Source organism: Streptomyces sp. WZ-12 (assembly GCF_028898845.1).
Lineage (GTDB): Bacteria > Actinomycetota > Actinomycetes > Streptomycetales > Streptomycetaceae > Streptomyces.
The window spans coordinates 8,510,571-8,523,741 of record NZ_CP118574.1; the positions used below are offsets into that span (position 1 = coordinate 8,510,571).

General features: G+C 70.8%; 15 protein-coding genes. 3 read left to right on the plus strand and 12 right to left on the minus strand.

Features of this window, described 5'->3' with window-relative positions:
* Positions 1-58: 58 nt before the first annotated feature.
* The 4 genes from PV796_RS37310 to PV796_RS37325 form a co-directional block, all read right to left on the minus strand.
* Positions 59-940, minus strand: a complete 882-nt coding sequence (locus PV796_RS37310; protein ID WP_274918182.1) for an SGNH/GDSL hydrolase family protein — start codon at positions 938-940, stop codon at positions 59-61.
* Between the two features lie 178 nt (positions 941-1,118).
* Positions 1,119-1,286 carry a hypothetical protein gene (locus PV796_RS37315; protein WP_274918183.1) on the minus strand — a complete coding sequence of 56 codons (168 nt, stop codon included), beginning with the start codon at positions 1,284-1,286 and terminating at the stop codon, positions 1,119-1,121.
* A 258-nt stretch (positions 1,287-1,544) separates the two neighbouring features.
* Positions 1,545-2,147: a hypothetical protein gene (locus tag PV796_RS37320; RefSeq protein ID WP_274918184.1), complete on the minus strand. Its 603-nt coding sequence runs from the start codon at positions 2,145-2,147 to the stop codon at positions 1,545-1,547.
* A gap of 300 nt (positions 2,148-2,447) precedes the next feature.
* Complete coding sequence (locus tag PV796_RS37325) at positions 2,448-3,353, minus strand: LysR family transcriptional regulator (RefSeq protein WP_274918185.1); 906 nt, start codon at positions 3,351-3,353, stop codon at positions 2,448-2,450.
* A gap of 127 nt (positions 3,354-3,480) precedes the next feature.
* Here PV796_RS37325 and PV796_RS37330 point away from each other — a divergent pair, with 127 nt between their 5' ends.
* The 3 genes from PV796_RS37330 (at position 3,481) to PV796_RS37340 (ending at position 5,482) form a co-directional block, all read left to right on the plus strand.
* On the plus strand, positions 3,481-3,975 hold the full coding sequence (locus tag PV796_RS37330) for a VOC family protein (RefSeq protein WP_274918186.1): 495 nt from the start codon (positions 3,481-3,483) through the stop codon (positions 3,973-3,975).
* A 32-nt stretch (positions 3,976-4,007) separates the two neighbouring features.
* Complete coding sequence (locus tag PV796_RS37335) at positions 4,008-5,033, plus strand: YncE family protein (protein ID WP_274918187.1); 1,026 nt, start codon at positions 4,008-4,010, stop codon at positions 5,031-5,033.
* 134 nt (positions 5,034-5,167) lie between these two features.
* Positions 5,168-5,482 carry a putative quinol monooxygenase gene (locus PV796_RS37340; RefSeq protein WP_274918188.1) on the plus strand — a complete coding sequence of 105 codons (315 nt, stop codon included), beginning with the start codon at positions 5,168-5,170 and terminating at the stop codon, positions 5,480-5,482.
* A 235-nt stretch (positions 5,483-5,717) separates the two neighbouring features.
* On the opposite strand, the gene PV796_RS37345 is transcribed toward PV796_RS37340, so the two are convergent.
* From PV796_RS37345 to PV796_RS37380, 8 genes are all read right to left on the minus strand, one after another.
* Positions 5,718-7,058: a hypothetical protein gene (locus PV796_RS37345; RefSeq protein ID WP_274918189.1), complete on the minus strand. Its 1,341-nt coding sequence runs from the start codon at positions 7,056-7,058 to the stop codon at positions 5,718-5,720.
* The gene (truD, locus tag PV796_RS37350; protein ID WP_274918190.1) at positions 7,055-8,113 is read right to left on the minus strand and encodes a tRNA pseudouridine(13) synthase TruD; all 1,059 of its coding nucleotides are present in this window, start codon (positions 8,111-8,113) and stop codon (positions 7,055-7,057) included. The genes PV796_RS37345 and truD overlap by 4 nt, the downstream gene beginning before the upstream one ends.
* A gap of 4 nt (positions 8,114-8,117) precedes the next feature.
* Entirely contained in the window at positions 8,118-8,354 is a 237-nt protein-coding gene (locus PV796_RS37355) for a hypothetical protein (RefSeq protein ID WP_274918191.1), read from the minus strand.
* A 49-nt stretch (positions 8,355-8,403) separates the two neighbouring features.
* Positions 8,404-9,672 (minus strand): ATP-grasp domain-containing protein, encoded by a 1,269-nt coding sequence (locus tag PV796_RS37360; protein WP_274918192.1) that lies wholly within the window; start codon positions 9,670-9,672, stop codon positions 8,404-8,406.
* Positions 9,653-10,543 carry a hypothetical protein gene (locus PV796_RS37365; RefSeq protein ID WP_274918193.1) on the minus strand — a complete coding sequence of 297 codons (891 nt, stop codon included), beginning with the start codon at positions 10,541-10,543 and terminating at the stop codon, positions 9,653-9,655. The genes PV796_RS37360 and PV796_RS37365 overlap by 20 nt, the downstream gene beginning before the upstream one ends.
* 1 nt (position 10,544) lies before the next feature.
* Complete coding sequence (locus PV796_RS37370; protein ID WP_274918194.1) at positions 10,545-11,336, minus strand: tyrosine-protein phosphatase; 792 nt, start codon at positions 11,334-11,336, stop codon at positions 10,545-10,547.
* A 65-nt stretch (positions 11,337-11,401) separates the two neighbouring features.
* Complete coding sequence (locus PV796_RS37375) at positions 11,402-12,364, minus strand: ABC transporter ATP-binding protein (RefSeq protein WP_274918195.1); 963 nt, start codon at positions 12,362-12,364, stop codon at positions 11,402-11,404.
* Positions 12,365-13,168 (minus strand): ABC transporter permease, encoded by an 804-nt coding sequence (locus tag PV796_RS37380; protein WP_274918196.1) that lies wholly within the window; start codon positions 13,166-13,168, stop codon positions 12,365-12,367.
* Positions 13,169-13,171 lie beyond the last annotated feature (3 nt).

A 13,171-nucleotide genomic window follows, 5' to 3' on the forward strand; every position in this document is an offset into this window, starting at 1 on the left:
GGACGCGTGAGAGACGGGTGGGGGAGGAGGGCAGGGATCAGGCGCTGCGCGACCCGGCTCAGCGGCAGCCGAGCTTGCCGTACCGCGCATCGCCGGTCCATGAGCCGTTCGCCCACTTCTCCGGGGTGGCCGGGGTGAAGCCGTAGGCCCTGCCGAGCTGATCCGTGAACCACTTGGCGAACGCGGCCGAACCCTGCTGGCACGAGTGGATACCGTCGGACGCCCGCTGGGCCTTCCCGCCCTTGGCGTCGGTACCCCACAGCGCGGAGGCGTCCAGGAACCGGACCTTGCCGCCGCTGCGGTCGGCGACCTCCTTGGCCGCCTTCGGCGCGCTGGCGATCGCACCCTCGTACTTCTTGTAGAAGTCGTCGATCTTGAACGGCGGGGCCGAGACGAGCACCAACTCGGCGCCCGCCTGCTCCGCGGTCTTCGCCAGCTTCTCGTACGAGGCCCGCTGCTGGTCCTGGGTGCCCCAGTCGTAGGTGGTGATCTGGTACGCGATCACGTCCGGATGGAACGCCCCGACGTTCTTCGCCACGTCCTTCCAGGTGTCCGCCGCGATCGGCGCGGCCATCTTGTCGCCCTCGACGACCGTGCCACCCCCGTCGGACGCCGCGTTCTTGAACGCCACACCGCTCGCTTTCAGCGCGGCCTCCAGCGGTGGAGCCTCGGCACCGGCAATGGAGTCCCCCATCCACAGCACCTTCTTGCTCTTCTGCACCGCCTCGGTGGCATCCGCCTTCCCGGCGCCGTCCGCACCGCCGGACTTCCCACAGCCGGTCAGCGCGACGCCAGTCACCGTCGTGACGGCGACGAGGGCGGCGAGAACACCCCGCCGCTGGCGGGTGCGGCTCCGGTGGCCGGGGCTGTGCTGGGTGCGCGGGGACTGGTCGTCGGCGTGATCGTGCTGTCGCGGCGTGAAGCCGTTGTCGTTGTTCATGCGCCCAGACAAACAGCGCCCCGAGCCGCCAGGCCCGGCGGTCACCTTCCGGTCACATAACGGGAAAGGGGCAGTCACACGGCGAGCGGGCCGCCTCGCGTCCCGCCGCCGCTCGTGGTCCGAGCAACCGCAAGAACCGCCCCGCTGCTGCCGTGGCAGGGGCGGGGCGGTTCGTCGTTCAACTTGAGGCCGGGCGACCAGGTACGGAGTCCGCCCAGTCGGCGAGCAGTTGCTCGTACTCGGCTTGCTCCTCCGGGGACAGTGCCCGGCTGGCACGGGCGGCCATGAACGCGCGTATCCGCTCGTTGGCCTCGGAGGCGGCGTCTGGGACGGATTTGGGCGCCATGTCCCAGATGGTATAGCCATGACGTTCTATGGCCATTGCCACGCTTAGCTGGCCTTTACGTGGCATGGCCCTCGCGGCACGTTTTCCCGGACGACGGAGCCGGCCCGCTCGTCATCGTTCGGATGAAGCCTCGGCTTCGACCGGACGATCTACAAGCCCGCGCCGTGGCTATTCGCCCGCGGCGTTGCTCGTGGTCCGCACCCGTTCCGCACCCGGCGATTTCCGCCGGCCGGACACCGGGCTGGGTCTTGCCTTGGCCTAATGGACCATGTTCCACATCTGGTACCGGTTGGTGTGGTTGTAGCAGGTGGTCCTGGCGACCTGGGCGCCCTGCGGGTGGCCCTGGTCCCACAGCAACTGGTTCCAGTGTCCGTCCTGCCCGCGATCAAGGCAGAGCACCTCGTTGAGATTGGAGTCCGCCTGGTAGTTGGCGAACTGCCAACTGTTGCGAGGGTTGCCGGAGCCGTTGCCGACCCAGGTCATGTTCCACTGGTCGTGGTAGTCGCTCGAACTGCACCCTGCCGCTCGGGTTGCGTACCAGCCACTGCCTGTCGAGACGGAATGCGACCACTGGACTCGCAGGCAGTTGCCCTCCTTGCGATGGACGATCTCCACCCGGTCGTAGTAGCCACCGACGTTGCCGTCGTAGGACACGACGTTCCACCGCTGCCACGGATTACCGGGCTGGCACGGATTGGTGTAGACATCGCCGCCGTTGGAGTCCAGGCAGCGGCCGGTGGCGTAGTCCTGGAGCATCACGTTGTACTGGTAGGTGTTCGCCTGGGCGGTGCCCGTCGTTCCCGCCACGGCAGCAGCCGCCAGCGCGCCGGCCACCAGTGCCGATCTCACCTTTAGGTTCACCGAGAGTCCTCTCTCCCCGTACCTCAGTGGTACGGGGAGAACCCTGACAGGTGAGCGAACGGGCCGATAGGAGACGGAAGTTCAAGAAACGGTTCATTCCGCTCTCGGTGCCCGCGCGCTCAACCCGCCGGGAACTCCGGGTTTCACCGGGGGCGTTGAGATCCGATGTAGGGCCTGCCCACCTTGCTCAGGCACCCGCCGGAGTGCCCCTGGGTCGGCGTCGCGTGATCCCACGAGGCTCGGACCACACAGCGGTACGGCGGCTCAACCCATCGGACGCGCCCAAGCTCCCGGCCCGCCTCATCGACCGAGAACGGTGAGGTGTTCGGGATGAACGCGGGCGTGGTCCCGGGCTGTGGTGAGGAATGCGGTGATGAGGGGGTGCGGTGCGGGGCGGGAGAAGGCGTCCAGGGTGCGGCGGTGGCGGGGGGTGAGGCGGAGGACGGCACCGGGGAAGTCGGGGGTGAGGATGTTGGCGGGGACGACGGCGACGCCCAGCCCGGCGGCGACGAGGCGGGGGAGGGCGGCGGTCTGGGTGGAGCGGATGGCGGGGCTGGGGGTGAACCCGGCCTCGGCGCACAGGCGGCTGACGATCGCGGACAGGCCGTGCGAAGGTCCGTACAACACCCAGCGGCGGTCGGCGAGTTGGGCGAGGCGGACGGTTCGGCGTCCGGCCAGCGGGTCGCCGGGCGGGGTGATCACCACGAACTCCTCGGCGCCCAGCGGGTGATGGGGACCGTCCCAGCCTGCCGGCAGGGGCCCGATCGCGACGTCGGCGGTGGCGCCCGCGATGGACGCGACGAACGCGCCGAGATCACCGTACTCGTGCAGGACGACATCGACGTGCGGGTGACGGTCGTGCCAGGCGGCCAGGACGGAGGGGACCACGCCGAGCGCGACGGACAGGACCGTGGCCAGGTGCAGTTCCCCGTGGATCATGCCGGCGACGGCGCGCGCGGCTCCCGTAGCGCGCTCGGCACCCGCGAGGGAGTGGCGGGCGCCCGGCAGGAAGGCGCGGCCCGCGGGGGTGAGGTGGGCGCCGCGCGGGGTGCGCTCCAAGAGCGGGGTGCCGACGGTGCGTTCCAGGGCCTTGAGTTGTTGGGACAGGGTGGGCTGGCTGATGCGCAGGTGGGCGGCGGCCTCGGTGAGGGAGCCGTGATCGACGACGGCCAGGAGGTATGCGAGCTGCCGGAGGGTCGCGGACATGGCCCAAGGTTAGACATAGCGCAAGACTATGGCTTTATTTGAAATTTCTTCTTTGCTCTATGCCTGGCGTGCTCCTAGCGTGGAGGGCGTCTCTGCACGAACGGGATGGGAAGGAACCCCGATCGCCATGAACACCGCCCCCCGACTGCACCGCGGATTCGACCATTTCGCCCTCCGCGCCGCCGACTTCGACGCCACCGTCCGCTTCTACCGCGAGGCCCTCGGCTTCACGGTCGCCCACGAATGGACCTCGCCGGACGCCGTGCGCCGCTCCGCGTTCCTCGACTCCGGCAACGGCAGCTACCTGGAGCTGTTCGATGCCACCACCGCCGTCCCCGGCGGCCCGGCCCACCCCGACCACGCCGCCCCCGCCCCCAGCGACGAGGCGCGCGCCGCCCACAACGCACTGCTGCACATCGCGCTGCGCACCGACGACGTGGACGCCGCGTACGCCCACGCCCTCGCGCACGGCGCCCGAGAGATGCAGTCCCCCGCCGACCTGTCCCAGACCGGCCTCAACGGGCACCCGGACGGCACGATCCGCATAGCGTTCGTCTACGGCCTGGACGGCGAGGTCATCGAGTTCATCCGCCGCGCCGACTTCCCAGGCACCGTCCAGTGAGCGCCCCGGCGCCCCGCCGTCCGGTCTTGGCGGTGGTCACCTCCACCGGCCAGGCACTGCGGTTCTTCGACGGCCTCTCCTACGAGCCGCTCGGCGACCTGCCCGTGATCGCGCAGCCGCACGAGATCGCCGCCGACCCGGACCGGGGCCTGCTGTACGTCTCGCACACCTACCGCTCCGGCGTCTACACCGCGCCCGGCGCCAAGGCCCACGAGATCTCCGTCATCGACCCCTACCGTCGCGAACTGCTCGACGTCATCCCCCTCGACCCGGAACACGCGCCGCACGGCCTCGCCCTCGACGCGCCGCACGGACTCCTCTACGCCACCGTGGAGGCGGGCGGGAACGGTGGCGGGGCGGTGCTCGCGATCGACACCGCCACCCGCAAGGTCACCGCGCGCATCCCGGTCGGCGCGGCCGGCCCGCACTGGCTCGCCGTCACCCCGGACGGCACCAGGGCCTACACCGCCAACAAGGAAGCCCCGTTCGTGTCCGTCCTGGACCTGGAACGCGGCACGCTCACCGGGCGCATCCCCATGCCGCACGGTACGGAGGAGATCGCCCTCGCCCCCGACGGCAGGTGGCTCTACTCCACCGCAGCAATGATCAACTACGCCGGCGGGGACGCCGATCAGCCACCGGCCGCGCTGAAGGTCATCGACACCGAACGCGACGAGGTGACCGCCACGCTTCCGCTCCCACACCCCCCGTCCGCCGTCCACGTCACCCGCGACGGCCAGGTCCTGACCGGCCTCGTCCGCTTCAGCGCACCAGGCACCCCCGCCGACGGCCAACTCGCCGTCCACCGCCCCGAAGGCACCTCCGGCGCACTGGCACCGCACTTCACCACCGACGTCGGCAAGGTGCCCCTGACCATCCGCAGCACCCCTGACAACGAACGGGCCTTCGTCGCCAACCTCCGCTCCGGCACCCTGCACGTCATCGACCTACGGACCGGAACCCCGCTGCACGTCCTCGACATCGACCCCGGCGACGCCGCCCACCTACAAGGCGCCCACGGCATCGCCTACCTCCCACCCGACCCCCAACACCCGTAGCGCAACGGGCAAGACCGTTACCCACTTCCCCAAGGATCACCGTCTGGACCGCACCGCCGTCAAGTACCGCATCGCAACGACGCCCCCGACGGCGGCTGGGGCCCGATGACCGAACTCACCCCGAGGAACGCTCCATGACCTACCACGTACTGGCACAGTTCGACGTACCGGCGGAACGGCGCGGGGACTTCACCGCCGCCGCCCTCTTCGACGCCCGGACATCCCTGGCCACCGAGCAAGGCACCCTCCGCTTCGAGGTCATCCACGACGAGGCCGACCCCAACCGCTTCTACCTCGACGAGGTCTACACCGACCGCGCGGCCTTCGACGCCCACTGCCAGGGCGAGGTCTTGAAGAAGTTCTACGAGCTCGTCCCCTACGCGACGGGCCGGGTGTTGTTCAAGGGCGAACGCATCGACCACGACCGACCTCAGGAATCGACGGCCTGACGTCCGCGAACCGGAAGAATCACCCGGCAGGACATGGACGGGCAAGCGCGCCGTCGACAAGGGCGGGTGGCCCCGTCCGCGCGCAAGCCGGCAGGGGCTGCGTGCGGACGGGGCTGTCGGCCATGCCCTCATCGCGGAGCGGGACCCCGATCAGGCGGCGGACCGAGGAGGGGGCCTGGGCTCGCCGCTGACTGTGCCGATGAGCGGTACCGACTCCGCAGCGCCGGGGCGTCGTTCAAGGCTCGGACCGGACATGTGCTCCCAGCTTCACCAGGTCGGTGACCAAGTCCTCATAGCCGCGCACGAGATGTTCGGCGCCGTGCACCCGGACCTGGCCGGGCACCGCGAGGGCGGCGAGCAGGAGGGCGGCCGCGGCGCGGAGGTCGCCGCCGGCCACCGACTGGTCCGGTCGGTGGGGCGGACAGCCGCCGCGTATCCGGGCCCGGGCCTCGGTCACCTCGATGTCGGCGCCGAGCCGTCGGAGTTCCGGGACGTGCGTGAAGCGGCGGCGCCACACGGTTTCCCGGAGGTGCGAGACACCCGGTGCGAGCGTCGCCAGGAGCATGAAGAAGGGCTGACTGTCGCTGTAGATGCCGTGCGAGGCGACCGTGACGTCGACCGGCGCGTCGGGTGGCTCGCCGGTCAAATCCAGGGTGTCTGCCGTGGGTTGCCAGTCCAGGCCCATGTCACGGGCGACGGCGATCTCCGGTGCCAGGCCCGTCGCCAGGCGGTCCGGCGTCAGGCCGGTCAGTCGGATCGTGCTCCGGGTCAGGGCGGCGGCCGTGGCCCAGGTGACCACCGTGATCAGATCGCTGACCAGCATGTGCCGCACGGGACGGCCGTGACCGCCGTCCGGTCGGCCCTCGATCAGCAGATCGCCCTCGGGCGTGTAGCGCGCGGGGCGGCCGGTGGCGTCGAGCAGCCGGACCAGCTCAGTGACGTCGGGTTTCGGGTAGGGGTGCCGCAGCCGGGTGGTGCCCCGTGCCGAAGCCGCGGTGAGGATCGCCATCTTGGTGGCCCCCGAGTACAGCGGACCGGTGCGCAGCTCCCGGTCCGATGTCCAGTCGCGCAGGTCCAGTTCGCAAGCGGTCAGCCGGTCGGCGCGCACGGTCAGGGAACCATCGGGACCGACCGTGACCTCGGCGCCGAACCGCTGGAGCACCTCGGCGTACTGGCGCACCGGACGGGCGCCGGAGCCTTCGTCGCCGATCTGGCAACCGCCGGCGACCGGAAGGTGTACCCGGCCGGAGCGGGCCAGGAGGGCGGGCAGCAGGTAGACCGCACCGTGGATGCGATCGACCAACTGCGGGTCCAGTGACTGCCCGGTCAGGCCCGAGGGGTCGACGAGCACCCTGCGACCGTTCTCGTGCACCCGGGCCCCGAGTGCCTGCGCCAAGGCGAGCAGCACCCGGGTCTCCTCGATGGCGGGGCAGTTGTCGATCGTCACCGCCGAGCGCCCGGTGAGCGCGCCGGCCAGGACGGTGACGAAGGCGTGCTTGAACCCCGGTACGCGAAGTTCGCCACGCAGTTCGTGGCCGCCCTGCACCAACAGCGCGGGCGAGGAGTCGGCGCTCACCGCGCGACCGCCTGGAGCTGGTGGAAGAACTGGCCGACCGCGGTGGTGCCGTAAGAGCCCGAGCCGAGGAAGAACTTGAGCGTGCACCTCCACGCCCCCGAGGCGCTCTCGTCCTCGGTGACCTCGCCAACGCGTACCTGGGTCTGCACGGCGGCCGGCCGCGCCGAGGGGGATGAGGTCAGCTGCCCGTCCCGCCAACGCCAGCTGTCGTAGCGCAGGCCCAGGCCGTCCCGCAGCACTGCCAGGACCCCGTCGGCAGTGGTGGGGAACAGGTACGGAATGCCCTCGCGCACCTCTCGGACCATGGCGTCAGCGCAGTTCGTGCGGACCAGGTCGCTCACCTGACGGTTCCAGGCGGCGGAGGCATGGGAGGAGAGGAAGAAGGCGACCCGGCGCTGGTCCAGAGAGCTGAAGAACTCGGCGGCGGGGCCGGTGAACCGCCGCGCGGCGGTCGCCTCGGCGGAGCCGGACTCGCGGACCAGCTCCAGGGCGCGGCCGTGGTCGCCGTCGAGGAGTGCCTGGCCTATCAGGTGGGTGCGTTTGGGTCCCGTGGGCACTCCGAACCGCTGGGTGTCGTAGTAGTTGACGAAGTACAGGCTGCGCCGGCCGCGGATGCCGTCGAGCCGTTCGGCCTGCGTCTGGTTCAGATGACGCACCACGATGTGGAAGCTGTTGCCGTCCAACTCGCCCACCCCGAGCGCCAACGGGCCGTAGCCGTGGTGACGCAACATCAGGAAGGGCGGGTGGCCCTGTTGGTGTTCGCCCGCGCCGTGTTCGGTGTTGAACGCCTCGATGCGTTCGAGGGTCAACGGGCCGGTGAGGGAGATGAGTTGGTCGGTGATCGCGTCCTCGTCCTTGAGCCCCGCGTAGCCGACCTCGCGCGCGTCCAGATCACAGAAGGCGGACAGCGTGTCGATCGCCTCGAAGGTGGTGTAGCCACGCTTGCGCAGCCGCACGTAGTGGTACGGGGTGCCTGCGGCGCCCGGTGCGGTGGTGGGCAGGACCAGGCTCTCCGAAACCAGGAAGTCGGCTGGGAACTTCTTCAGCAGCGTCATCGGTTCACCGCCGCCCACGGAGCAGGGCCGGTTGGACCGACCCCCGCGCGGGGGCGGAGCCGGAACGTCGTGTAGCCATGGGGGCCTCCTCGAACTGGGCGGCATCGAAGTCCGCTCCGTGGACGTGCTCGAACGCCTTGCGGGACGGGAAGCGGTCTCCGGTGTGGTGCACCAGCCACGCGCCGGGGCGCAGTTGGCGGACCGCCTGGTGCCTGACCGCGTTGCGCGGGTTGGGGCTCACCCCGAAGTGCCTGGTCCGCGGTGTCACGGTGCGGCCCGCGGGTTGCTCGCTAGGCACCGTCGTCCTCCGCGGTGCCGGCCGTGCCCCGCACGATCTGGTCCATCCGGTGGTGGTACCAGGCGACGAGGTCGTGGGCGCGTTGTGTCACATGGTCCTCGTCCTTGCCCGTCAGCACGGCACGGACGACGGCGAAGGAGACGGGTCGGCCGGTGCGCGCGCCCCGCGTCCGGCGTTCGCGTTCCGCCATGACCACCCCGTCCCGGGAGAGGACCTCCGCGGTGCCCGGTGCCTCGTCCACCACTCCGGGTGCCGCGGACAGGCGGAGGAAGCCGAACGCCTCCTCGGCGGGGTGGGTCGGCGGTGGTGGTGCCGGAAGACCGAGGAGCGCCGCCGCCCACTGTGCGTGCAGGTCCACTCCGAGCTTGCGCCGGACGACCTCGTCGATGCGTCCGCCTGCCACCCGGCCGGCGCACTCGCCGAATACGAAGGACCCGTCGGGCTGTTCGAACGCCTCCATGTGGAAGACGCCGTCGTCGTGCCCGAGGGCGGCCAGGGCGCGGGTTGCCAGTGACCGGCCGCGCCGGTAGAGGTCGGCATGGCGTCGAGGGTCGGCGATCACGGAGCCCATCGGCCCGCCGTGGTGGGTGTCGAGGACGTTCCCGAGGTACCGGGACACCGCGAGCGCCGTCACCTCGCCTGCGCGCACCGCACCGTCCAGATGGATCTCGGGTCCCGGGACGAACTCCTCGACCTGCCAGGGGCCGTCGCCGCCGGGTCGGTACGTCCATGTGCGGGCGTGTGCGGGGGAGTGCAACCGCTCGGCCCCGAGGCTGCCGTGGCCGTTCAGCGCCTTGACGACGGCCGGGAACCCGATGGGCGTCAAGGGCACTTCGACCGGTGACTCGGCCACGACGGACCTCGCGGTGGGGACGCCCGCCGCACGGATCAGGTGCTTCTGGAGCGCCTTGTCGCGCAGGGCGAGGGCGGTGGCCAGCGGCAGTGCCCTGGCGCCGCCCAGTGCGCCCAGTACGGAGGCGGTGACCACCCGGAGTTCGTGGGACGGGGCCACGGCGGCGTAGTCGTGTGGTCGCAGGCCCGCGCGAGCCAGGGCGGAGAGGACGGCCTCGGTGTCGGCGGAATCGGCGGCGGCCACCGTCCGTTCGGCCAGCCCGCTGCTGCGGGCGGCGGCCGCCTCGGACGGCTCGGTCACGCACGTCACGCGGGCGCCCAGGTCGACCAGGGCCGCCGCGGCGCGCCCGGTGTTCCAGCCCAGGAGCAGTACCCGCCCGGCCCGCGCGTCAGCCCCGGGCGGCGCCATGCCGGGCCTCCAGCGCGGTCTCGTAGGCCAGTAGCAGGTCGTCGGTGATGAAGTCCCGCACGTGGTAATGGAAGGGCGCGCCGATGCGGATTCCGCCGATGTGCAGCCGCAGTTGGTCGTCGAAGGCGTGGCTGACGTGGGGGCGCCACTCGCGGGCCGTTTCCGGCACCCCGGGCCAGCCTTGGACGCATGCCTTCATGTGGACGAAGTGCGGTGTGCCGGGGCGGGGGCCGGCGGCGACGTCCTCAAGGCCGTTGTCCCGGACGGCCAGGAGAAAGGCGGAGTCGGAGGAGAACGGCACGTGGGGGTTGCCGAAATGGCGTGCGCAGGTCCCGGCCCAGTCCTCCAGGTAGCCCGACATGGTGGCGAACAACCGCTCGGCCACCGGTCCGCGCCGGAAGTAGCAGAACCCGTTGTGCAGATCGGGCAGGCCGATCCGGTACAACTCCTTGCGCAGGGGGTTGTGCTCGATCGGCTCCCCCCGGTAGGTGACCGCGGTCCCGCCGACGAGGTCCGCCGCCGCCATCACCTCCCACCACGGGGAGACGTCGTCGAAGAAGAGGGTGTCGGCATCGACCGTCACGGTTTCCCGATACGGACTCAGGTCGTACATCCGCACGTAGTTGTCCACCCGCCAGGTCTTGTTGACGAAGTCCGGCCGGACGTCCGGGATCGCGATGACGTGGTCGAAGACCTGCCGGTAGCGGTCCGGCAGGTGTTGCGAGCGCGGCACGATGACGCTCAGTCCGGTGACGGTGGACTGCGTCAGGCGGAGCGACAGCGCCAGGCAGTAGGCCATGCGCAGGTAGTCGGCGCCTTCGTGGTTGAAGGCATGGGTGAGATAGCCGCGCCCGGTGGGGGGTGAGGTCACGTCAACTCCTGTCGGTGTCAGGTTGCGGGTGCGCGACGCCGTCGAGGACGGCCGTGCGGGGAGCGCTGAGGGCGATGTGGCGGGCCCGGCGCACGGTGTCCGACCGCAGTCCGTGGTCCATGAGGAACCGCCGGACGGAGCCGTGTTCGTGCTCCAAGCCGCAGAGCAACATCCGGAGGACGTAGCCGGGGGTGGCGGTGCGCGCGGCCAGATCGCGCGGGGCGAGGCCGCGTGCCCATGGCAGCAGCCGCGTCGCTGCCGGGTCACGGCGGAACAGCCGGCCGGTCAAGGCGTGGTCGCGGGCGAGGTCCGCCACCCGCACGCCCATCGCACGCAGAACGAGCGCGCACACCACGGAGGTGCGGTCCTTGCCGGCCGAGCAACAGACCATCAGCGGCAGGCGCTCCGGCTCGGCGAGCACGCCGACGAGCTCGGCGGCCGTGGGCGCGGCCAGTCGGGCCAACTGGCGGTAGTAGGCGAGGTAATGGGAGGGCTGGGGCGTGCCACCGGTCTTGATCACCGACCGGTCGGCGACCAACGGCCGGGACAGCACGGTGACGTCCGGGGGCGGCTTCTGGCCGGCGCTCTCGCGGCCGCCCCGCAGATCGACGACGACGCGCAGGCCGGCGCGGTCGGTCAGCGGGCCGATGGCGGCCGCGGCCCCGCGGTACATCAGGCCCGGCCTGACGTACCGGCCGGAGTCGGCGCGCAGGCCCGCGAGATCCCGGGCGTTCGGCGCGCCGGGGATGACCCGGGATCCCCGCGCGGGACGGGGCGTTGGTGGGCTGGACACGGTCATGCCTCCGTGAGGGCGGCGTCTGGTCGCCGGGGCGGGGGTGGTGTGCGGTGTGTCCCGGCTCATCTGCGCTCCGTCTCGTGCAGGGCCCGGACCAGGTCTTCGACGTCGGGTTCGTTGATGGTGAGGTCGACGATGCGGGCCTGCTTCGTGATCTCCGCGATCAGGCGGTCCGGAGGGAGGGACCGGGTGGAGAAGCTCAGCCACTGGCGCGGGCCCTCGACCCTGCTGACCCTGGCGCCGGGTATCCGTAGCGGTGGGTGGGGGTCGGTGAGGTCGACCACGAGGGTGCGCTCCAGGCCGTGCGCCACCATCAGCCGGCTGATCGAGTCGTCGCAGATCAACTTGCCTTTGGAGAGCACCAGCAGCCTGGAGCACATGCGCTCCAGGTCGGCCATGTCGTGGGTGGTGAGCAGGATGGTGACGCCTTGTTCGCGGTTGAGGGTGGTGAGGAACGCGCGGATACGCTGCTTGGCGATGACGTCGAGGCCGATGGTGGGTTCGTCGAGGAAGAGCACGTCGGGGGAGTGGAGTACGGAGGCGGCCAGTTCGCCGCGAATCCGCTGGCCGAGGCTGAGCTGCCGCACCGGGACGGGCAGCAGGTCGGCGAGGCCCAGTACGTCGACGAGTTCGTCGAGGCGCGCGCGGTAGCGGGCGGCGTCGACCCGGTAGATGTAGCGGAGTTGCTCGAAGGAGTCCCGCAGTGGCAGGTCCCACCACAGTTGGATGCGTTGGGCGGACATGGTGCCCAGGCGGTGGGCGGTCTTGGCGCGTTCGTCGAACGGATCGTGGCCAAGTACCCGTACCTGGCCGGTGGTTGGTGCCAGGACACCGGTCAGCAGCTTGATCGAGGTGGACTTGCCCGCGCCGTTGGCCCCGAGGTACCCGACGAACTCCCCGGCGGCCACGGAGAAGCTGAGGTCGTCCACCGCGGCCACCTCCCTGCGCGTGCTGCGGAACCGGCCGGTCTTCGTGCGCACCGTGAAGGTGCGGGTGACACTCCGCATCTCGATGGGGTCGGTCATTCAGCCTCCCGGGCTCCGGTAGTGGCGGACGGACGTGCGCCACACGAGCGCGGCGGCACCCGCGGTCACCGCGGCGACCAGGGGTGTGGCGAGGCGGACCGCGGTGGGCAGTCCCGCCGCGTCCGGTTTGTCGAGCACCCAGCTCACCGGGAGGTACGACACGAACCCGAGGGGGACGACGAACAGCACGAACGACCTCAGCCAGGCCGTGTAGACGTCGAGCGGGTACTGAACGAGGAAGCTCGTGCCCGCGGAGAAGACGCTCACCAGACCGTCGGCCCCGTTGGCCCAGAACGAGGCGGAAGCGGCCACGATCCACAGTGACCCCATGATCACCGCACCGCCCACCACCGACGAGAGCAGCACCACAACCTTCCCGGCCGTCCACAGCGTTGCGGGGTAGCGGGCTGTCACCACGACGAGCACGACCACCGCCTGGAGCAGACGCCCCGCACGACGCAGCAGGAAGTCCGTCGCCAACAGATGGACGAAGGTCGGCCCCGGCCGCAGCAGCAGGGTGTCGAACGAGCCGTCACGCACCATCGTCGGAAGCTGGTCCAGGCTCCCCAGCGTGAGCTCGCACAGGGCGTAGGACAGTGACGAGACCGCGTAGAGCAGTGCCACCTGGTCGACCGTCCAGCCGCCGAGCCGCGAGATGTCGCCGAAGAGCAGGACGATCGTGGCGAAATCCAGTGCGGTGAAGGCGAAGTTGCCCGCCAGCGAGAGGGCGAAACTGGTCCGGTACTGCATCTGCGACCGTACTTGCACGCGGGCGAGCCGGAGCAGGAGTGCGAGGGCGAACACCGG

Excerpts from the sequence above, each read along its gene's own strand:
- PV796_RS37310 (WP_274918182.1), bottom strand. The coding sequence starts at position 940 with ATGAACAACGACAACGGCTTCACGCCGCGACAGCACGATCACGCCGAC.
- PV796_RS37315 (WP_274918183.1), bottom strand. The coding sequence starts at position 1,286 with ATGGCGCCCAAATCCGTCCCAGACGCCGCCTCCGAGGCCAACGAGCGG.
- PV796_RS37325 (WP_274918185.1), bottom strand. The coding sequence starts at position 3,353 with ATGTCCGCGACCCTCCGGCAGCTCGCATACCTCCTGGCCGTCGTCGAT.
- PV796_RS37330 (WP_274918186.1), top strand. The coding sequence starts at position 3,481 with ATGAACACCGCCCCCCGACTGCACCGCGGATTCGACCATTTCGCCCTC.
- PV796_RS37340 (WP_274918188.1), top strand. The coding sequence starts at position 5,168 with ATGACCTACCACGTACTGGCACAGTTCGACGTACCGGCGGAACGGCGC.
- truD (WP_274918190.1), bottom strand. The coding sequence starts at position 8,113 with ATGACGCTGCTGAAGAAGTTCCCAGCCGACTTCCTGGTTTCGGAGAGC.
- PV796_RS37360 (WP_274918192.1), bottom strand. The coding sequence starts at position 9,672 with ATGGCGCCGCCCGGGGCTGACGCGCGGGCCGGGCGGGTACTGCTCCTG.
- PV796_RS37375 (WP_274918195.1), bottom strand. The coding sequence starts at position 12,364 with ATGACCGACCCCATCGAGATGCGGAGTGTCACCCGCACCTTCACGGTG.